General features: G+C 64.9%; 16 protein-coding genes. 14 read left to right on the top strand and 2 right to left on the bottom strand.

The genetic code is table 11. The annotated features are described in order from the left end of the window. The first annotated feature begins 34 nt into the window (after window positions 1–34). The 7 genes from hflK to QCE63_RS09130 all read left to right on the top strand — a co-directional run bounded on the left by hflK (window position 35) and on the right by QCE63_RS09130 (window position 8,196). Complete coding sequence (hflK, locus tag QCE63_RS09160) at window positions 35–1,429, top strand: FtsH protease activity modulator HflK (protein ID WP_309832423.1); 1,395 nt, start codon at window positions 35–37, stop codon at window positions 1,427–1,429. An 11-nt stretch (window positions 1,430–1,440) separates the two neighbouring features. Beyond that, window positions 1,441–2,343, top strand: a complete 903-nt coding sequence (hflC, locus tag QCE63_RS09155; protein WP_309832422.1) for a protease modulator HflC — start codon at window positions 1,441–1,443, stop codon at window positions 2,341–2,343. Window positions 2,344–2,396: 53 nt separating this feature from the next. Next, window positions 2,397–2,588, top strand: coding sequence for a DUF2065 domain-containing protein (locus QCE63_RS09150; RefSeq protein ID WP_309811530.1), 192 nt, complete (start codon window positions 2,397–2,399; stop codon window positions 2,586–2,588). Between the two features lie 120 nt (window positions 2,589–2,708). After that, a complete protein-coding gene (locus QCE63_RS09145) occupies window positions 2,709–3,860 on the top strand; it encodes an ATP phosphoribosyltransferase regulatory subunit (RefSeq protein WP_309832421.1) in 1,152 nt (383 codons plus the stop codon). 166 nt (window positions 3,861–4,026) lie between these two features. Beyond that, window positions 4,027–5,373: an adenylosuccinate synthase gene (locus QCE63_RS09140; RefSeq protein ID WP_309832420.1), complete on the top strand. Its 1,347-nt coding sequence runs from the start codon at window positions 4,027–4,029 to the stop codon at window positions 5,371–5,373. Between the two features lie 101 nt (window positions 5,374–5,474). Next, window positions 5,475–6,035, top strand: coding sequence for a phosphoribosyltransferase (locus QCE63_RS09135; RefSeq protein WP_309832419.1), 561 nt, complete (start codon window positions 5,475–5,477; stop codon window positions 6,033–6,035). Window positions 6,036–6,303: 268 nt separating this feature from the next. Beyond that, a complete protein-coding gene (locus tag QCE63_RS09130; protein ID WP_309832418.1) occupies window positions 6,304–8,196 on the top strand; it encodes a potassium transporter Kup in 1,893 nt (630 codons plus the stop codon). 72 nt (window positions 8,197–8,268) lie between these two features. Here the strand turns inward: QCE63_RS09130 and QCE63_RS09125 are convergent, their stop codons facing one another. After that, window positions 8,269–10,608 carry a Tex family protein gene (locus QCE63_RS09125; RefSeq protein ID WP_309832417.1) on the bottom strand — a complete coding sequence of 780 codons (2,340 nt, stop codon included), beginning with the start codon at window positions 10,606–10,608 and terminating at the stop codon, window positions 8,269–8,271. A gap of 364 nt (window positions 10,609–10,972) precedes the next feature. On the opposite strand from QCE63_RS09125, the gene QCE63_RS09120 reads away from it, so the two are divergent. The 4 genes from QCE63_RS09120 (at window position 10,973) to QCE63_RS09105 (ending at window position 15,096) form a co-directional block, all read left to right on the top strand. Next, entirely contained in the window at window positions 10,973–11,731 is a 759-nt protein-coding gene (locus tag QCE63_RS09120) for a colicin transporter (protein ID WP_309832416.1), read from the top strand. A gap of 83 nt (window positions 11,732–11,814) precedes the next feature. After that, on the top strand, window positions 11,815–12,036 hold the full coding sequence (locus QCE63_RS09115; RefSeq protein ID WP_309832415.1) for a DUF465 domain-containing protein: 222 nt from the start codon (window positions 11,815–11,817) through the stop codon (window positions 12,034–12,036). A gap of 28 nt (window positions 12,037–12,064) precedes the next feature. Further along, a complete protein-coding gene (locus QCE63_RS09110) occupies window positions 12,065–14,356 on the top strand; it encodes an ATP-dependent DNA helicase (RefSeq protein WP_309833746.1) in 2,292 nt (763 codons plus the stop codon). Between the two features lie 242 nt (window positions 14,357–14,598). After that, on the top strand, window positions 14,599–15,096 hold the full coding sequence (locus tag QCE63_RS09105) for a hypothetical protein (protein ID WP_309832414.1): 498 nt from the start codon (window positions 14,599–14,601) through the stop codon (window positions 15,094–15,096). Between the two features lie 136 nt (window positions 15,097–15,232). Here the strand turns inward: QCE63_RS09105 and QCE63_RS09100 are convergent, their stop codons facing one another. Beyond that, window positions 15,233–16,069, bottom strand: a complete 837-nt coding sequence (locus QCE63_RS09100) for an outer membrane protein assembly factor BamD (RefSeq protein WP_309832413.1) — start codon at window positions 16,067–16,069, stop codon at window positions 15,233–15,235. 150 nt (window positions 16,070–16,219) lie between these two features. Between QCE63_RS09100 and QCE63_RS09095 the strand changes: the two genes are divergently transcribed. From QCE63_RS09095 to phaC, 3 genes are all read left to right on the top strand, one after another. Beyond that, entirely contained in the window at window positions 16,220–17,437 is a 1,218-nt protein-coding gene (locus QCE63_RS09095; protein ID WP_309832412.1) for an RluA family pseudouridine synthase, read from the top strand. Then, window positions 17,434–18,267, top strand: coding sequence for a peptidoglycan editing factor PgeF (gene pgeF / locus QCE63_RS09090; RefSeq protein ID WP_309832411.1), 834 nt, complete (start codon window positions 17,434–17,436; stop codon window positions 18,265–18,267). Before QCE63_RS09095 ends, pgeF begins: the two co-directional genes overlap by 4 nt. Window positions 18,268–18,597: 330 nt before the next feature. Continuing rightward, window positions 18,598–20,649: a class I poly(R)-hydroxyalkanoic acid synthase gene (gene phaC, locus QCE63_RS09085; RefSeq protein ID WP_309832410.1), complete on the top strand. Its 2,052-nt coding sequence runs from the start codon at window positions 18,598–18,600 to the stop codon at window positions 20,647–20,649. Window positions 20,650–20,825 lie beyond the last annotated feature (176 nt).

Below are 20,825 nucleotides of genomic sequence, written 5' to 3'. Positions count from 1 at the left end.
GAATCGACCCGGCTGTCTAATGGTGAATCACTGAGTGAACGACTACAACGAGCGGACTAACCGGCAAGCCAACCCTGCCGTCTTTTCGATCAACGATCCGCGCTGGGGGCGGGGCGATGGCAATGGCAATGGCGTGAAGAACGACACGAAGCGTCCGCAGGACGGCAAGCGTCCGAACGGCAAGGACGACGGTCCGCCCGACCTCGACGAAATGTGGCGCGACTTCAACCGGCGCCTGGCCGGCCTGTTCGGCCGCAAGCCCGGCAACGGAGGCGCGCCGCGCGAGAACGGCCGCGGCGGCAAGATCGGGCTGGGCATCGTCATCGGCGTGCTGATCGCCATCTATCTCGGTAGCGGCGTGTTCGTCGTGCAGGACGGTCATGTCGGTGTCGTGTCGCAGTTCGGCCAGTATCGCCAGACGGTTCAGCAGGGCATTCACTGGCGCCTGCCGTATCCGTTCCAGTCGAACGAAATCGTCGATACCTCGCAGATCCGCTCGGTCGAAGTGGGCCGCGGCACCGCGCTGTCGCAGGGCAACGTGCGCGATGCCTCGCTGCTGACCCGCGACGCGGACATCGTCGACGTGCGCTTTGCCGTGCAATATCAGATCCGTTCGGCCACTGACTTTCTCTATCGCAATCTCGATCCCGACCAGAGCGTCGTGCAGGCCGCGCAGGCGGCCATTCGCGAGATCGCCGGCGGCCTCAGCACCGACGACATGCTCTACAAGGATCGCGAGGCCTTGCGCACGCGTCTGATGGACGCCATCCAGCGTTCGCTCGACGCCTACCGCACCGGTCTCCAGGTCACCGGCGTCGCGGTGCAGAGCGTGCAGGTGCCGCAGCAGGTGCAGTCGGCGTTCGAGGAAGCGTCGCGGGTGCGCCAGGACAACGAACGCGCGCGCGACACCGCGCAAGCCTACGCCGATCAACTCCTGCCACGCGCGAAAGCCGACGCGGCAAAGATGGTCGACGAAGCCACCGCCTACAGCAATCGCGAAGTCACGCAGGCCCAGGGCGACGCCGAGCGCTTCAAGGAGGTCTACGCCGAATATTCGAAGGCGCCCGCGGTCATCCGCCAACGCATGTACCTGGACACAATGCAGCAGATCTATTCGCGCACCACGAAGGTTTTCGTAGACAGCAAGGCAGGCAACAACGTGGTGTATCTGCCGCTCGACAAGCTGGTTGAAGCGAATCGTCAGCAGGCCAAGGACGCGGCCGATGGCGCCAGCGCGCCGGTTGCGCCGGCTGCCGTCGACGGACAGCAAGCCCGCGCGCAGAGCGCGGCGCCCGCATCGGCGCCGGCCGCCGCCGCGCCCGCCAGCGCGGCCAGCGCTGCGAGTGCGGCCAGCGGCGCAAGCGCGAGCGACCCGCTGCGTTCGCGCGATGCGTTCCGCTCGCGCAGCCGTTCCGAAGACCTGCAGTAAGGAGCGCACACATGAACCGAATCATTGCGCTCGTGGTCGCGGTCGTCATCGTGCTGTTCATCGGCTCGTCGATGATTTTTACCGTCGACGAACGACATGCCGGCGTCGTCGCCGCACATGGCGAAGGCAATCCGCGCGTCGCGGGGCCGGGCCTGCACTTCAAGCTGCCGCCGCCGTTCCAGACGCTCACGCTGATCGACACGCGCACGCTCACCATCGACGAATCCGGTGCGGACCGTTTCACGACCGCCGACAAGAACGAAGTGATGGTGAACACGGTGATCAAGTACCGTGTCGCCGATCCGCTGAAGCTGTTCGAAAGCAACGAGAAGAACACGCAGACGGCGCAGGAGCGCATCACCGCGCTGGCGCGCACGGCGCTCGCGAGCGGCTTCGCCAAGCGCTCGCTCACCGACGCGCTGGGCAACCAGCAAACCCTGGCCAGCGACGCGCAGAAGAGCGTGGAAGCCGCGGCCGCGGCCTTCGGCGTGCAACTCGTGGATCTGCAGATGACGCGCATCGACTTCCCGTCGACGGTGGCGGATTCGGTCTACAAGCGCATGATCGCGGCGCGCCAGCAGGCGGCGGCGAACGAGCGCGCGAAGGGCACGGCGGATGCTGACAAGATCAAGGCGGACGCGGAGCGCGAACAGCAGCAGATTCTCGCCGATGCCTATAGCCAGGCGCAGTCGATCAAGGGCGAAGGAGACAGCAAGGCGGCGGGCATCGCGGCCGACGCCTATGGGCGCGATCCGCAGTTCTACCAGTTCTATCAGAGCCTCGAAGCGTACAAGAAGACGTTCAAGCCGGGCGACGTGATGATCGTCGACCCAAGCAGCGACTTCTTCCGCTTCATGAAGAGCCCGACCGGCGGCCTCCCGGATACGTCCGCGCCCGCCACGGCGAAGCGCTGATCCTGCCGCGCGGCGCGACCGCTTACCCGCGGTCGCGCTGCATCTTCGATTTCCTGGACATGGCCGAGACGTTACTGCTCGCTGTTGCGCTGATGCTCATCATCGAAGGCATGTTTCCCTTCGTGTTTCCGACCGCCTGGCGCGACACGTTTCGTCGCATCGCGGAGCGGCCGGTGAACCACATCCGCATCGGCGGGCTGATCGCGATGGTGCTCGGGCTCATCCTGCTGCTGATCGCGACGTGAAGCGCGCGGCGCCACGCCGACTTTTGACCTGTCTTGTTCTTGATCCTCCGTCCCTGACCGTTGTCGTCCGCAAGCCCGCGCACTGAGCGCGACAGCTTGCGTCCCGTAGGAAACGTATCGATGTCCACCTGGTTGCTTCCCGAGAATATTGCCGACGTCCTGCCGTCGGAAGCCCGCAAGATCGAAGAGCTGCGTCGCCGCCTGCTCGACCGGTTCCGCTCGTACGGTTACGAGCTCGTCATGCCGCCGATGCTCGAATACATCGAATCGCTGCTGACGAGCGGCGGCAGCGACCTGAATCTGCGCACCTTCAAACTCGTCGATCAATTGTCCGGGCGCACGCTCGGCCTGCGCGCGGACATCACGCCGCAGGTGTCGCGCATCGACGCGCACTTGCTGAACCGGCAGGGCGTCACGCGTCTCTGCTATGCGGGCGTCGTGCTGCACACGCGTCCGCGCGGCCTGCACGCGACCCGCGAGCAGATTCAGATCGGCGCGGAAATCTACGGCCACGCCGGACTGGAAGCGGATCTCGAAATCCAGCAGCTGATGCTCGATTCGCTGCATCTCGCGGGACTGCGCAAGGTGCGGCTGGACCTGTGCCACGCGGGCGTGCTGGCGGCGCTGCTGGAATTGGAGCCGGCCGCGGCGTCCCTCGGCGAGGCGCTCTATGACGCGCTGGCCACCAAGGACGTGCCGCGCCTGAACGAACTCACCGCGCATCTCAGCCCGGTGCCGCGCGACGCGCTGCGGGCGCTGCCGTCGCTGTACGGCGATGCATCGGTACTGCAGATCGCGCGCGGCCGCCTGCCGAACCTGCCGGTGATCTCGCGCGCCCTCGACGACCTCGCGTTCCTCGCGAGCCAGGTGGAAGGTGCGGAACTGATGATCGATCTCGCGGACCTGCGCGGCTACGCGTACCACAGCGGCGTGATGTTCTCGGCGTATGTGGATGGCGTGCCGAACGCGGTTGCGCGCGGCGGCCGCTACGACGACGTCGGTCTGGCGTACGGCCGTGCGCGGCCCGCGACGGGTTTCTCGCTCGACCTGCGGGAAGTCGCGCGCATTTCGCCCGTCGATGCACGCGGCAGTGCGATCCTGGCGCCGTGGAAGCACGACGAACCGCTGCGCGTGGCCATTGCTGCGCTGCGCGACGCGGGCGAGGTAGTGATCCAGGCGCTGCCCGGCCATGAACACGATCTGGACGAATTCGCCTTCGACCGCGTGCTGATCGAGCGCGACGGCGCGTGGACGGTGGAAGCGCGGTCCTGAACGCTTGCCCGGAACCTGCGATGAATATAATCGCTTGATCGGCAAGGGTTTTTGGTAGCACATTCCAATGGCGCGTGCGTGAAGGAATCGCGAATCGCATCCCGAAAAACTCGGAACCTTTCGCGAACATAGGTAAAATGCGTTTTTAACCAGCTAACGAATCAACATGTCTGCCAGTGCAGTGAATGTGAACCCGGGGCGCAACGTCGTCGTGGTGGGCACCCAGTGGGGTGATGAGGGCAAGGGCAAGATCGTCGACTGGCTGACGGACCACGCCCACGGCGTCGTCCGTTTCCAGGGCGGTCATAACGCCGGCCACACGCTCATCATCGGCGGCAAGAAGACCATCTTGCGCCTCATTCCTTCGGGCATCATGCGCGCGGGCACGGCCTGCTACATCGGCAATGGCGTCGTGTTGTCGCCGGAAGCGCTGTTCAAGGAAATCGACGAACTGGAAGCCGCCGGCATCGACGTGTCGAAGCGTCTGTTCATTTCCGAAGCCGCCACGCTCGTTCTTCCGTATCACGTCGCTATCGACCAGGCGCGCGAAGCCAAGCGCGGCGCCGGCAAGATCGGCACGACCGGTCGCGGCATCGGCCCGGCGTACGAAGACAAGGTCGCGCGCCGCGGTTTGCGCGTGCAAGACCTGTTCGACCGCACCGTGTTCGAAGAACGCCTGCGCGAAGCGCTCGACTTTCACAACTTCGTGCTGACGCAGTATCTCGGCGCGAAGGCCGTCGACTTCCAGGAAACCCTCGAGACCATGCTCGGCTACGCCGACCGTCTCGCGCCGATGGTCACCGACGTCTCCCGCCGTCTCTACGACGAGAACCACGCCGGCCGCAACCTGTTGTTCGAAGGCGCGCAAGGCACGCTGCTCGACATCGACCACGGCACCTATCCGTATGTCACGTCGAGCAACTGCGTCGCGGGTGCGGCCACGGCGGGCGCGGGCATCGGTCCGCAACGCCTGAACTACATCCTGGGCATTACGAAGGCGTATTGCACGCGCGTCGGTTCGGGCCCGTTCCCGAGCGAACTGTACGACGCCGACAACGCCGCGCGTCAGGAACAGGTCGGCCTGACGCTCGCCACCGTCGGCAAGGAATTCGGCTCCGTCACGGGCCGTCCGCGCCGCACCGGCTGGCTGGACGCGGCAGCACTGCGCCGTTCCATCCAGATCAACGGCATCTCGGGCCTGTGCATCACCAAGCTCGACGTGCTGGACGGTCTCGATGAAGTGAAGCTCTGCACGGGCTATATGCTCGACGGCAAGCAGGTCGACATCCTGCCGCGCGGCGCTTCGGAAGTGGCGCGCTGCGAGCCGGTGTACGAAAGCTTCGGCGGCTGGAAGGAAAGCACCGTCGGCATCACGCAATGGGACAGCCTGCCGGACAACGCACGCCAGTACCTGACGCGTGTGCAGGAAGTGGCGGGCGTGCCGATCGACATGGTGTCGACCGGTCCGGACCGCGACGAAACCATCCTGCTGCGTCACCCGTTCAAGGTCTGAGCTGTACGCGAGCCCGGGTTGCCTGAACGGACGCTGTAAAGAATGTGGCCGCCTCTGCGGCCACATTTCGCATATAACACTTGAATTTGAAGAGCCTCACCATGATCGCGATGACGGATCCGCGCAACGACGACAAGAACCTCTGGGTCGGCTGGGACGAATACCACCGGCTGATCGAACTGCTTGCGCTCAAGGTGCACGAGTCGGGCTGGAAGTTCGACAAGATCCTGTGCCTCGCGCGCGGCGGCTTGCGCGTCGGCGACCAGCTCTCGCGCATCTATGACCTGCCGCTCGCCATTCTCGCGACGAGTTCGTACCGCGAGGCCGCCGGCACCGAGCAGGGCGCGCTCGACATCGCACAGTACATCACGATGACGCGCGGCGACCTCTCCGGCAACGTGCTGCTGGTCGACGACCTGGTGGACTCGGGCGTCACGCTGGCGCGCGTGCAGGAGCATCTGAAGGAGCGCTATCCGGACATCACGGCGGTGCGCTCGGCGGTGCTCTGGTACAAGGCATGCTCGAAGGTGAAGCCCGACTATCACGTGCAGTTTCTCGAGACGAACCCGTGGATTCATCAACCGTTCGAGGAATGGGACACGGTGCGTCCGCACAACCTGGGCGCGTGGATCAAGCGCGGCCTGCAGAACGGGCGCGGATGATCTCCGGCGCGTCGATTGTCGCGCATGCATGAAACAACGCCGTTCGCCGGTCTCGATGCCCGATGCAACGGCGTTTTGCCGTGCGCGGCGGACGCGCAGGCGTCGCGAAAGGTAACGCGTGCCCGCGCCAACGCGCACGGGGCACGATGCTAAACTCTCACTCGCGTCTGCGACGGCGCGATCGCAGCGCTCAAGGAAGGTGCTCCGGCGTGCCGCGTTCGATAGAATGGCGTTCGTTTTTTCCGCTCTGGACGGATATCCCGCTTTTATGACCACGACGACTCACGCGCACGAGCATAAACAGTCATTGCCCTCGCTGACGGTCGCGGCCATTGGCATCGTCTTCGGCGACATCGGCACGAGTCCGCTGTATTCCCTGAAAGAAGCGTTCAGCCCGTCACACGGCATCGGCTTGTCCGAGGCGTCCATTCTCGGTGTCATCTCTCTGCTGTTCTGGGCCATCATCATGGTGGTGGCCGTCAAATACGTGCTGTTTGTCATGCGCGCCGACAACAACGGCGAAGGCGGCGTGTTCGCCATGACCACGCTCGCGCTGCGCAGCGTGAAGGACTCCGGCAAGATATCGGGCGTGCTGATGATGCTCGGCATCTTCGGCGCGTGCATGTTCTATGGCGACGCCGTCATCACGCCGGCCATGTCGGTGATCTCCGCGGTCGAAGGCCTCGAGATCGCCGCACCCAAGCTGACGCCGTACGTGCTGCCCATCACCATCGTCATCCTGATCGCGCTGTTCTGGATCCAGCGGCATGGCACGGCGGTGGTCGGCAGGTTGTTCGGCCCGATCATGCTCGTGTGGTTCGTCACGCTCGCCGTGCTCGGCGCGGCGCACATCGTGAAGGAACCGCGCATCATCGCCGCGCTGAATCCCTATTACGCCTTCTCCTTCATGGCGCAGCACGTGCTGCAGGCGTACATCGTCCTGGGTTCGGTCGTGCTTGTGCTGACCGGCGCGGAAGCGCTCTATGCGGACATGGGCCACTTCGGCGTGAAGCCGATCCGCTGCGGCTGGTACACGCTCGTGATGCCGTCGCTGCTGCTCAACTACTTCGGCCAGGGTGCGTTGCTGATGCACGACCCGAAGGCCATCGAAAGCCCGTTCTTCCTGCTCGCGCCTGACTGGGCGTTGCTGCCGCTCGTGATCCTTTCCACGGTCGCCACCGTGATCGCGTCGCAGGCGGTCATCTCGGGCGCGTATTCGCTGACGAGCCAGGCCATCCAGCTGGGCTACGTGCCGCGCATGAAGATCCTGCATACGTCCGAACTGGCGATCGGGCAGATCTATATCCCGCTCGTGAACTGGATGCTGCTGTTCATCATCCTGTGCATCGTGGTCGGCTTCAAGAGCTCGGAGAATCTGGCGGCGGCCTACGGTCTCGCCGTCACCGCGACCATGCTGACCACGACTATCCTCGTGTCGGTCGTGATGGTCAACCTGTGGGGCTGGAGCCGCTGGCTCGTCGGCGCGATGATCGCGGTGTTTCTTGCCATCGACATCGGTTTCTTCGGCGCGAGCCTGTTGAAGATCGAGCAGGGCGGCTGGCTGCCACTGTGCATCGGCGGAGCGCTGTTCTTCCTGTTGATGACCTGGTACAAGGGCCGCATGATCGTCAAGGACCGCACGGCCGCCGACGGTATCCCGCTGATGCCCTTCCTGCAAGGATTGCTCGCGCATCCGCCGCATCGCGTGTCGGGCACGGCCATCTATCTCACCGGCAGCGACTCGCTCGTCCCTGTAAGCCTGCTGCACAATCTGAAGCACAACAAGGTGCTGCACGAGCGCACGCTGTTCATGAATTTCCAGACGCGCGACATCCCCTATGTGGACGACGCGCACCGGCTTGAAGTGAAGGACATCGGCGGCGGATTGTTTCTCGTGAAAGCGGCCTACGGTTTCAACGAGACGCCCGACGTGAAAGCCGTGCTCGAGCAGATCACGCGCACGCACGCGATGATCTTCGAACTGATGGACACGTCGTTCTTCATGGCGCGTGAAACCGTGGTGCCGACGGAACTGCCGGGCATGTCGGTGTGGCGCGAGCGGGTGTTCGCGTGGATGCATCAGAACGCCGCGAAGCCTACTGATTTCTTCAGCATTCCGGCGAACCGCGTGGTGGAACTGGGGACGAAGATCGAGATTTGACGCAGATTTTTTCGCGTAAGAAAGCAAAAACCCCACGTGCGAACGTGGGGTTTTTGTTTGGCGCCGCAGACTTCAGCGCTTCAGCTTCGCGAACGCCGCGGCCATGGCGCCCGACGCTTCCGGCTCGCGACGCTGTTGCGGACGCTGACCCGAACGTCGGTCCTGACGATCCTGTCCGCCGCGCGACTGCGCGTTGGCGCCGCCGCCGGCCGATGCGGACGCGAAGTCGTCGTCGAGACGCATGGTCAGTGCAATGCGCTGGCGCTTCACATCCGTCTCCAGCACCTTCACCTTGACCACCTGACCGGCCTTCACGACTTCGTGTGGGTCCTTGATGAACTTGGTGGACATCGACGATACGTGCACGAGGCCATCCTGATGCACGCCGATATCGACGAACGCGCCGAACGCCGCCACGTTCGTCACGACGCCTTCGAGGATCATGCCCGGCACGAGATCGGAGATTTTCTCGACGCCTTCCTTGAAGGTCGCCGTCTTGAACTCGGGGCGCGGATCGCGGCCGGGCTTCTCGAGTTCCGCGAGAATGTCGCGCACGGTGGGCAGGCCGAAGCGCTCGTCGACGAACTCCGCCGGCGACAAGCCCGTCAAGGCCTCGCGCTTGCCGAGCACGTCGCCCAGTTGCTTCTTGATCTTCGCGAGCATGCGTTCGACGACCGGATACGCTTCCGGGTGCACCGACGACCGGTCCAGCGGGTTCTCGCCGTTGTTGATGCGCAGGAAGCCCGCGGCCTGTTCGAAGGTCTTGTCGCCGAGGCGCGGCACCTTCTTCAGATGCTCGCGCGAAGGGAACGGTCCGTTGGCGTCGCGAAACTCGACGATATTGCGCGCGAGCGTCGCATTGAGTCCCGACACGCGGGCGAGCAGGGCGATGGAGGCCGTGTTCGCATCCACGCCGACAGCGTTCACGCAGTCTTCAACGACGGCATCGAGCGAGCGGGCGAGTTCACGCTGATTGACGTCATGCTGATACTGGCCGACGCCGATCGCTTTCGGCTCGATCTTGACGAGTTCCGCGAGCGGATCCTGCAGACGGCGCGCGATGGACACGGCGCCGCGCAACGAGACGTCGAGTTCCGGGAATTCCTTCGCCGCGAGTTCCGACGCCGAATACACCGACGCGCCCGCTTCCGACACCACGATCTTCTGCAACTTGAATTCCGGATGCTTCGCGATCAGTTCGCTCGCGAGCTTGTCGGTTTCGCGTGAGGCCGTGCCGTTGCCGATCGACACCAGTTCGGCCTGCGTCGCCTGCGCGATGCGGGCGAGCTTCGCGAGCGAGCCGTCCCAGTCGCGGCGCGGCTCGTGCGGATAGATGGTGTCGGTTGCGAGCAGCTTGCCGGTGCGATCCACGACCGCCACCTTCACGCCGGTGCGCAGGCCCGGATCGAGACCGATCACGGCCTTCGGGCCGGCGGGCGCGGCCAGCAAGAGATCCTTCAGGTTGCGCGCGAACACGCGGATGGCTTCGTGCTCGGCCTGCTCGCGCAGTTGCGTGAGCAGCTCGGTTTCAATGTGCGGCTGCACCTTCACGCGCCAGCACCAGCGGCAGACGTCGGAGAGCCATTTGTCGGCGGCGCGGCCACGGTTGGCAATACCAACCTGCTGCGCGATCATCGCCTCGCAAGGATGCGGAACCTGCGCGTCGAGCTCTTCGCCGAGGCCGAGCTTGACGCTCAGCACGCCCGCATTGCGGCCGCGAAACAGCGCGAGCGCGCGGTGCGACGGCACGGTGCGGACCGTCTCGCTGTAGTCGTAGTAGTCGCGGAACTTCTCGCCTTCCTCATTCTGCTTGCCATCGACCACGCTCGACATCACGAGCCCCTGGCTGAACAGATGGTCGCGCAGCTTGCCGAGCACCCCGGCCGTCTCGCCGAACTGTTCCGACAGGATGTCGCGTGCGCCGTCGAGCGCGGCCTTCGTGTCGGCGACGCCTTTTTCCGCATCGACGAACTTCGCGGCTTCGGCTTGCGGGTCGAGCGTCGGGTCGGCGAGCAGGGCCTGCGCGAGCGGTTCGAGACCGGCTTCGCGGGCAATCTGCGCGCGCGTGCGGCGCTTGGGCTTGTAGGGCAGGTAAAGATCTTCGAGCACCTGCTTGCTGTCCGCGCCTTCGATGGCGCCGCGCAGTTCGTCGCTGAGCTTGCCTTGCTCGTCGATGCTCGACAGGATCGTGGCGCGGCGCTCTTCGAGTTCGCGCAGGTAGATCAGGCGTTCTTCGAGCGTGCGCAGGTGCGTATCGTCGAGATTGCCGGTGACTTCCTTGCGATACCGGGCGATGAACGGGACAGTCGAGCCTTCGTCGAGAAGCTGCACGGCAGCGGCGACCTGGCGCGGCTGCACGGCGAGTTCGGAGGCGATGCGCTGTACGATCTTGAGTGCTACGGTTTCCGTCATGTGTCTGCGCTGTTCTCAGGCTCGCCGGCAGGCATCGCGCCGCACGCACGGGCCCGCTGTGAGCGAGGCGCGGCGGGCGCGTGACCGCGTGACGAGCCGGTTCGGACCGGGTTGCTGGAGCGGGGCATTTTGCCATAAATGGCGGAGCCCTCCGGCGTGCGGTGATAGAATTTGGGCATCGCCCAAGCCGCTTTGCACCTGATTCCTGATCACGTTGCCGTTCATTCCTTTGCCCACATTCCGCTTTTTCCGCGCCGCCCGTCCTGGCCCGGCTGCAGGCCACGCCGGCGCAGTTGAATGCGCACGCGTTGCGTCGGTCAAGTTCGTCAAGTTTTTCGCCGCAGCCGCGCTGTTCGCCGCCTTCGTGCCGAATCATGCAGATGCGCAGACTCCGAAGCCCATCTCTGCCGACAGCGCGGTCAGCACCCGTCCGCTCGACGACGCATCCTCCGGTGTCACACAAGATCCCGACGCCGCGCTCAGGGCCCAGTTCACGCAACGGCAGCAGGCGTTGAACAAGCGGACCGAGGCCAACGACTATCGCTATGGCGTGAAGCGGCACGACTGCTACAGCAATTTCTTCGTCAACCATTGTCTCGACAACGCGCGCAACGAAATGCGCGAGGCGCGCCAGCAAATCCGTCAGGACCAGCTCGCGCTCGACGACGAACAGCGCGCCGATCGCGCCCGTCAGCGCGACCAGCAGACGGCGATCAAGCAGGCGCAATACGACGCACAAGCGCCGCAGCGCGCGGCCAATGAACGAACGAGCCAGCAGTCGTTCGACGAGAAGCAGCGCCAGAACGCGCTGGCTGCGGCCCAGCGCCAGGCCGAGGCGCCGCAGCGCGCGGCCAACCAGGCGGCGTACGATCGCAAGCAGGCAGACTACCAGAAGCAACTTGACGATGCGCGCGCACGCGGCGTGCAGGACGCGCAGGACCGGGATCTGAAGGCGCAGCGATACGAGCAGAAGCAGCAGGAAGCCGCGCAGCATCGCGCCGAAGTCGAGGCGCGTCAGAAGGAAGCCGCGAGGAAGCAGCAGGAGAAGGCGCAGCAGGCCGCCGAAGAACAGCAGCGCCAGCAGCAACAGCAACAAGGGCAACAGCAACAGCCTGGCAAGTAGCGCGTTTGCGTTCGTGTCCGCGCTCCGGGCACGCACGTAGTGGATGAAAAAGCGGATGAACGAGCGGATGAAAGGAGGCGAGCATGCAGCAGCGCTTGAACGCACCCCGACAACCCACCACGGATGCCGCATTGCTGCGCGATCGCATCGCGCAGTTGCAGGAAGAGCATCACAGCCTGGACATCCTGATCGACAAGATGTCGGGCATCGAAGACCTCGAGTTGAGACGCTTGAAGAAGCGCAAGCTCAAGGTGAAAGACACCATACTCCTGCTGCAATTGCAGCTGGACCCGGACGCGCACTGACGCCGCGCGCCGCCGGCGGCGCATGCACATGCATGCCGGCGGCGGCGCCTCCCGCATCCGCCGCCGGTACCCCTGCAGGATTGAGCACGCCTTGAACGCACCCACACCCTCTCGCGACGACGTCCCCGCGCCGCACGCGCTCACCGACAAGCGCGCCGCCGAACTCGACGCCATCTTCGCAGCGCAGGGATTGCTGGCGCGCGCCATCGACGGTTATCGGCCGCGCGCCTCGCAGATCGAAATGGCGCGCTCGGTTGCGTCCGCCATGGAGGCCTCCGGCCGCGCGATGCCCGAACCCGCGATGTTCGAGGCGCAGCGCCGCCCCGCGCGCAAGCTCGGACCGTCGGACAAGCCGCATGATCCTGCCGCGCCGCCGGTGGAAGACCTTGGCATCGCCACGGCGAAGACGGCCATCGACGGCGGCGAGAACACGCTGATCGTCGAGGCCGGGACGGGCACGGGCAAGACCTATGCGTATCTCGTGCCGGCCATGCTGTGGGGCGGCAAGGTGATCGTCTCGACCGGCACGAAGCATTTGCAGGATCAGCTGTTCCAGCGCGACATCCCCACCGTGCGCGATGCGCTGGCGGTGCCGGTATCGGTGGCGATGCTGAAGGGCCGCGCGAACTACCTGTGCCATTACTATCTCGAACGCACGGCCGACAACGGCCGTCTGCCGACGCGCCAGGACACATCGCATCTGCAGGAGATCGTGCGCTTCGCGAAAATCACGCGCACCGGCGACAAGGCCGAACTCGCGAGCGTGCCGGAGAATTCGCCGGTCTGGCCGATGGTCACCTCCACGCGCGACAACTGTCTCGGCCAGGACTGTCCGCACTACAAGGAATGCTTCGTCATGCAGGCGCGCAAGGAAGCGCAGCAGGCGGACATCGTCGTGGTGAATCACCATCTGTTCTTCGCGGACGTGATGCTGCGCGACACCGGCATGGCCGAACTCTTGCCGATGGCCAACACGATCATCTTCGACGAGGCGCATCAGTTGCCGGAAACGGCCACGCTGTTTTTCGGCGACACGCTGTCAACCACGCAGTTGCTGGAGCTGGCCCGCGATACGGTCGCCGAAGGTCTTTCGCATGCACGCGATGCCACCGACTGGACCAAGCTCGGCGCCGCGCTCGAACGCGCCACGCGCGATCTGCGGCTGGTGTTCAAGGAAGATTCGGTGCGCCTGTCGCTGGGTCAGTTGCCCGACGGCCATCCGCTCTTCGAAGCGCTCGACACGCTCGAGACGCATCTCGCGGCGCTGGCGGCGGCGTTGTCGTCGCACGCGGAGCGCGCCGAATCGCTTCAGGCGCTGGTGCGCCGCGCGCGCGAGTTGCAGGACCTGCTGGCCGGCTGGACCACGCCGCCGACGTCGCTCGAACGCGCGGTCGTCGCGGACGAACAGACCGCCGCCGAAGCTGCGAAGGAAGAGCCGAACGAGATGGTGCGCTGGATCGAAGTGTTCTCGCACACGGTGCAGTTGCACGAGACGCCGTTGTCGGTCGCGCCGATCTTCGCCAAGCAGCGCGCGGGCGTGCCGCGCGCGTGGATCTTCACGTCGGCCACGCTGTCGGTGCGCGGCGACTTCACGCATTACGCAGCGCAGATGGGCCTCAACTCGCGCCGCTCGATGACCCTGCCAAGCCCGTTCGACTATCCGTCGCAAGGGCTGTTGTACGTGCCGCGCAATCTGCCGCAACCGTCCTCGCCGCAGTTCACCGATGCCGTGTTCGACGCCGCGCTGCCGGTGATCGAGGCGGCGGGCGGGGGCGCGTTCGTGCTGTGTACGACGCTGCGCGCGGTCGACCGCATCGCCACGCGGCTGCGTGAGGTGATCGAGCGCCGGGGCTGGGACAATCCGCTGCTTGTGCAGGGCGATGCCAGCCGGACCGAGTTGCTCGACCGCTTCCGCGCGTACGGCAATGCCATCCTGGTAGGCAGCCAGAGCTTCTGGGAAGGCGTGGACGTGCGGGGCGATGCGCTGTCGCTGGTGGTCATCGACAAGCTGCCGTTCGCGCCGCCCGATGATCCCGTGCTCGCGGCCCGTCTGGATGCGCTATCGAAGAAGGGTTTGAGTCCGTTCGCGGTGCATCAGCTGCCGCAGGCGGTCATCACGCTCAAGCAGGGCGCGGGGCGGTTGATTCGCGCGGAGACGGACCGCGGCGTGCTGATGATCTGCGACACGCGTCTCGTCGAGAAACCGTACGGCCGGCGCATCTGGCAAAGCCTGCCGCCTTTCAAGCGCACGCGGGAGCTGGACGTGGTGCGTGAGTTCTTCAGCGATGCGGCGAAGTGGAAGACGGAACTCGCCGAATAGCGGCCGAGCTTCCGATGCTTCTTTCATGTAACGCTATTTCATCGGCAAGCGTTCGCATTCTCGAGGAAAACGCACGAGTTTCGCGCCATCGAGGCGTTAGTCGAAGACTTCAGGTCTCTGCAAGCCTCGAATGAAGCGGGCCTGCAATCGCTGGCGTTTAACGAACTGATCCGCAAGTACGCGGCATGCCTGCTGGAGCGCCTGGTACGGGAAGTGATCCAGCTGGATGACGCTGACCTGTATTGCTGTCAGTTGCTCGCCATAGAGGTGGAGATCCGGCAATTCAAGTCCGGGCAATTTCGTTCGATGAGCGGGTCGCGAAAATCACCTCGCAGCAAGGCCCGCTCGATCACACGCAACTCCTTCAAAAAATAGCGGCAAGCGTCAAGGATCCCGGAGAGATGGGTCGCATCGTGATGCAGGCCCAGAAGTCCTCCCTCGGTCTGCTGGAAACCTTGGACGACTTGCTCTTCAAGCTGGGAACCTTTTCGACTGGGCGTATTCCCGCTTGGACGTCGTCGATCGAAGCGTCCCGTTACGCGATGAATGAGATGATCACGTACAGATTCCGTCGAAGAACGGAGCTTATCAGGAGATCCTCGCGCGAGAAAATGGTGCGCCCTGGGACTTCGAGTCGGCTGGCGAAAACCAGCCCTGAGCGCTACACCGATTTCGTCAAGCGATATGACGTCTGGACCCGGTCGCCCAGCGGCAGGCTCATGTGGAATTTCGTGACGTAGCTGCGATCCGACAGTCGCTACGTACCGTCAGCGACGGATGATCACGCGCGCATGAAACAATGCGATGCCTCGCGGCAAACGGGAACCTCTCCCGGGTGCTCGCGAGTGTTGCTGATCGCTTCGCTTTCAGCGGCGCTTACCAGATCTGATACCACGGCTTCTCGTCCGTTCCCGGGCGACGCTTGCCGGTCACATAGGGGCTGTCCGGGAAGGTGGCGGCGAGCACGCGCTTGGTGTCGTCAGCGAGTTGCGGCTGATCGAGCTTGCCGTACGACAGCATCATGATGTGCAGCGCATCTTCGGTGGCCGGCGCATTCTTGTACTCGCGAATGGCAAGCTGCGCGCGGTTGATGGCCGCGACATACGCGCCGCGCCGATAGTAATAGTCCGCCGCATGCACCTCGTGCGACGCCAGCGCATTGACGATGTAGCGCATGCGTTGCGCGGCGTCCGGCGCGTACTTGCTTTGCGGATATTTGTCGACGACCACCTTGAACGCGTCATAGGACTCGCGCAGCGACTTCGGGTCGCGCTCGCTCATGTCCTGACCCGAGAAGCGGCCGAACAGGCCCAGGTCGTCGTTGAAGTGGATCATGCCCTTCAGGTAGTAGGCATAGGAAATATCGGGATGATCCGGGTGCAGCTTGATGAAGCGGTCGATGGCCTGGTCGGCGTTGGCGGTTTCGCCGTCCTTCCAGTTGCAGTACGCGACGTTGATCTGCGCCTGCTGCGCGAAGTGGCCGAACGGATCACGGCCTTCGAGCGCCTCGAAGTACTTCGCGCACTTGCCCCAGTCGCTGCCGGAGAGCGCGTCCTGAGCCTCCGTATATAATTTGTTGTTGTTCCACAGCGCGGTTTCGTCGGTCTTCTCCGGCAAGCCGTGACAGGCTGCGACGATCGCGACGCTGGCGGCCAGCGCAAGATACTTGATCGTTTGACGCATCGAATGATGAATGGTGTTGAAGGCTCGCATCAGTGCTTGGTGTTCCTGGCTGATTCCTGCTGTGTCCAGCTGTGTGTCCGGCGCCGCCGCTCGCGCAATGTCTCGCGGCTTTCGCGTGGTTCCTAACGCGCGTTTTTAAAGCGCGGTTTTCTACGGCAAGTCCTGCCGAATCTCTTTCAAATGACCCGCTCAAGTACCCGTCGTACCAAAGACCGACTCAAAGATTATAGCCCAAGCGCCACCGGCGACGACGCAGCGCCGTCCGATGCAAACCCTGACGCACCCCGCGCGACAGGCGTGACAGGCGCGAGCGCGGCCGAGGCGCCATTGGCGCAGCGGGGCGCGGGAGAAGAACCGCCGCGCGTCGCCCAGGTGCCCGACGCACTCGCCGGCGACCGGCTCGACAAGGTGCTCGCGAAACTCTTTCCGGAGTTCTCGCGCAGCCGGCTGCAGGGGTGGATCGAAGAGGGGCGCGTGCAGGTCGACGGCGCCGGTGCGAAAGTGCGCCAGCCGGTGCCGCTTGGCGCCACCATCACGCTCGTGCCGGACCTGCTGCCCGAACAGCTCGCGTTCACGCCCGAACCGGTGCCGCTGGAGGTCGTCTACGAGGACGAGTCGCTCGTGGTCATCAACAAGCCCGCCGGCATGGTCGTGCATCCGGCCGCGGGCAACTGGAGCGGCACGCTGCTGAACGGTCTGCTGCATCGCTATGGCGCGGCGGCGGCCGGCTTGCCGCGCGCGGGCATCGTGCATCGGCTGGACAAGGAAACCTCGGGACTGATGGTGGTCGCGCGTACCCTGGAAGCGCAGACCGATCTCGTGCGCCAGTTGCAGGCGCGCACGGTGAAGCGCCGTTACGTTGCCTTCGTGTGGGGCAACATGCGCGACGAAGGCACGATCGACGCGCCCATCGGCCGCGATCCGCGCGAACGCAAGCGCATGGCGGTCGTGCAGAGCGCCTCGGGCAAGCCGGCGCGCACGCACTTCAAGACCGTCCAGCGAACCGTGTGGCACAACCAGCCGGTGAGCGCGATCCATTGCGATCTCGAAACTGGCCGCACGCATCAGATCCGCGTGCATTGCGCGGCTGCGGGTCATCCGCTGCTGGGCGATCCGCTGTACGGGCACGTGCGCGGCAAGCGTTCCGTCACCCCGCTGCCGGACGGCTTCGCCCGTCAGGCGCTGCATGCGTGGCGGCTCGGCCTGATTCATCCGGCGACCGGCAAGCCGGTGCACTGGCGCGCCGAGATCCCCGAGGACATGGAGGCGCTCTCCGCCGCGCTCGGCTTCGGTGAGGACGAGGAAATCGAATACGACGAGGATCCGGAGCTCGCGCAGGTCTATGTGATCGGCGAGGACGACGAAGACTGGGACGATGACGAGGATGACGAAGCATGAAGCATCACGATGCCGCACTGGATCACGGCGCCTGTTTGTGGCCGCAATGGAAGGTGTCGCCGCGCGTGCGCGCGTTCGTCACGACGCGCGCGGGCGGGGTGAGCGCCGCGCCGTTTGACGACGGCGCGGGCGAAGGCGGCCTCAACCTCGGCTTCTCGACGGGCGACGCGCCCGAGGCCGTCGCGGAGAACCGGCGCCGCGCGCTGGCGCTGACGCCATCGCGGCACGCTGCATGGCTCGAACAGGTCCACGGAGCGCAGGTCGAGGACGCGCATGCGGTGGTCAACCGCCTCGTGTTCGGCGAACGCTCGCGCGCGGATGCGAGCGTGACGGATCGCGCGGGCGTCGTGTGCGTCGTGATGACGGCGGACTGCCTGCCGGTGCTGTTCTGCGACGACGCGGGCCGCGCGGTCGGCGCAGCGCATGCGGGCTGGCGCGGGCTGGCGGGCGGCGTCATCGAACGGACGGCCGAGCGCGTGGCGACGCTCGCGGGCGTCTCGCCTGCGCGGCTGAATGCGACGCTCGGGCCGGCGATCGGACCGTCGGCGTTCGAAGTGGGCGAGGACGTCCTCGATGCGTTCGCCAGCGCGGCGCCGGCGGCTCGCCGCGACGCCACCACGGCCGCCTTCCGGCCCGCGGGCGGTACGCCCGCCAAGTACTTCGCGGACATCTATGCACTGGCGCGGCTGCGGCTCGCGGAACTGGGCGTCGATGACGGGCGCATCGACGGCGGCACGCATTGCACGGTGACGGAGCAGACGCGCTTCTACTCATATCGGCGGGATCGGGTGACGGGGCGCATGGCGGCGATGATCTGGCTGGCCGACTGAGTCGCGTCGAGCCCGATGGACTCGTGTCCGAGCATGCCAGCTGATCGTTTCCCCGGCGTGACGAAACCCCTTGTGAATACAATATTTCGGATGGGGGAAAACGATAATTAAAAATTTATCGCACTGCGGCAAAATCGGGACGAAGCATTGACATGCCCGATAGCCTGGAGCAAGAATGTTCCCGGAATTCAATCAATCGGGCACGGCGTAGCAAGGCGGTTTCTTGCGGCGCGCATAGGGCGCATCAACACTTGCGCGCTGGTCGAGGAAAGCCCGGCGATGCCTGCATCAGCAATCCAGTCTTGCGAGACTCACAGGTCAATGGCGGGTATGGCTTCCAAAACATCTTCCTCATCTTCCCGCTCCCGTACCGCCGACAGCACTTCGGCCCAGGCATCGGCCGAGACGACTGGCGTACAGCAAGCGTTCGATCAATGGCTGAACGCCTGGCGCAGCGTCGCCGATCCCGCGCAATGGGCGAAGCTGACTCAGCAGACGAATGCCGCACCTGATGCGGCCGGGGCGGGCGGCGCTGCCGCAAGCTCGCCGTTCGCGGCATTCGGCGCCTTCGCCAATGCCTTCCCCAATGCATTTCCCGGGGGCTTCCCGCAAGCTTTTCCGGCTGCGTTCCAGGGCGCATTTCCGGCGCCGGGCGCGATGCCGCAGATGCCCGACTTCACGAACATGAACGGCATGGCCGAGTTCGCCAAACTGGCGAGCAGCATGCCGGGCTTCGGCGCCGCAATGCAGGGTTTGCCGACGCTGCCGAAGATCCCCACCGCGGCGATTCCGCCCGAGCGTCTCCAGCAGTTGCAAAGCAACTATTCGCGCGATGCATCCGAACTGCTTCGGCAGGCAAGCGAACAGCACATCGATCCGAGTGCGCTGAAGGACCGCCGCTTCACGGATACCTCCTGGCAGACCACGCCCGCGTATGCGTTCACCGCCGCGTGGTACCTGCTCAACGCGCGCTATCTGCAGGAACTCGCGGATGCCGTGCAGAGCGACCCGAAGACCCGCGAGCGAATTCGTTTCACCGTGCAGCAATGGGCAGCGGCAGCATCGCCGAGCAACTATTTCGCGCTGAATCCGGACGCGCAGAAGATGCTCATCGAAAGCAAGGGCGAAAGCCTGCGTCAAGGCATGATGAACCTGCTGGCCGACATGCAGCGCGGCAAGATCTCGCAGTCGGACGAATCGGGTTTCGCGGTCGGCAAGAACATCGCGTCGACGGAAGGTTCGGTCGTGTACGAGAACGAACTCGTGCAACTGATCCAGTACAAGCCGCGCGCACCGAAGGTCTACGCGCGGCCGTTGCTGATCGTGCCGCCGTGCATCAACAAGTTCTACATCCTCGATCTCTCGCCCGAAAGCTCGCTCGTGCGCTATGCGCTCGACGAAGGGCATCAGGTGTTCATCCTGTCGTGGCGCAACGCCGATCAGTCGATCGCGCACAAGACCTGGGACGACTATGTCGAACAGGGCGTGCTCGAAACCATTGGCGTCGTGCAGGCGATCACCGGCGCGGAGCAGATCAACACGCTTGGCTTCTGCATCGGCGGGACCATTCTCGCGACCGCGCTTGCCGTGGCCTCGGCTCGTGGCAAAGAGCCGGCGGCCTCGATGACGCTGCTCACCTCGATGCTCGATTTCTCCGACACAGGCGTGCTGGATGTGTTCGTCGACGAGTCGCACGTGCGCATGCGCGAGCAGGCGATCGGCGGCAAGAACGACGCGCCGGCCGGGCTGATGCGCGGCGTCGAGTTCGCCAACACGTTCTCGTATCTGCGCCCGAACGATCTGGTGTGGAACTACGTCGTCGATAACTATCTCAAAGGACGCACGCCCCAGGCGTTCGACCTGCTGTTCTGGAACAGCGACTCGACCAACCTGCCCGGGCCGATGTGCGTCTGGTATCTGCGCAACACGTATCTCGAAAACGCGTTGAAGGAACCGAACGCGTTGACGGTCTGCGGCGAGAAGATCGATCTGTCGCGGCTCGCGTTGCCCACGTTCATCTACGGCTCGCGCGAGGATCACATCGTGCCGTGGAAGTCCGCGTATGCTTCGACGCCCATCCTGAGCGGTCCGCGGACCTTCGTGCTGGGCGCGTCGGGGCATATTGCGGGCGTGATCAATCCGCCGTCGAAGAACAAGCGCAGCTTCTGGATGGCCGACGGCGACACCGGTTCGCTGCCCGAGTCCGCCGACGCCTGGTTCGACGCCGCGGCGGAGCATCCCGGAAGCTGGTGGCCGACGTGGTCCGCCTGGCTCGCCGCCAACGCGGGCGAGCAGCTCAAGCCGTCGGCGGCGCAGGGTTCGAAGGCGTACCCGGTGATCGAGGCCGCGCCCGGCCGCTATGTGCTGAAGCGCGATGCCTGAGCGGCGCGACGTAGCGCTCATGGGCACGCGGATCATGCCCGGGCTAATGCATTAACAATCGATGCCAAAGGAAACTGAAATGACTGACGTAGTGATCGTATCGGCCGCGCGTACGGCGGTAGGCAAATTCGGCGGCTCGCTCGCGAAGATCGCGGCGCCGGAACTGGGCGCAACGG

This window comes from Caballeronia sp. LZ065 (assembly GCF_031450975.1).
Classification (GTDB): Bacteria; Pseudomonadota; Gammaproteobacteria; order Burkholderiales; family Burkholderiaceae; genus Caballeronia.
This window is presented reverse-complemented; position numbering and strand designations above follow the sequence as displayed.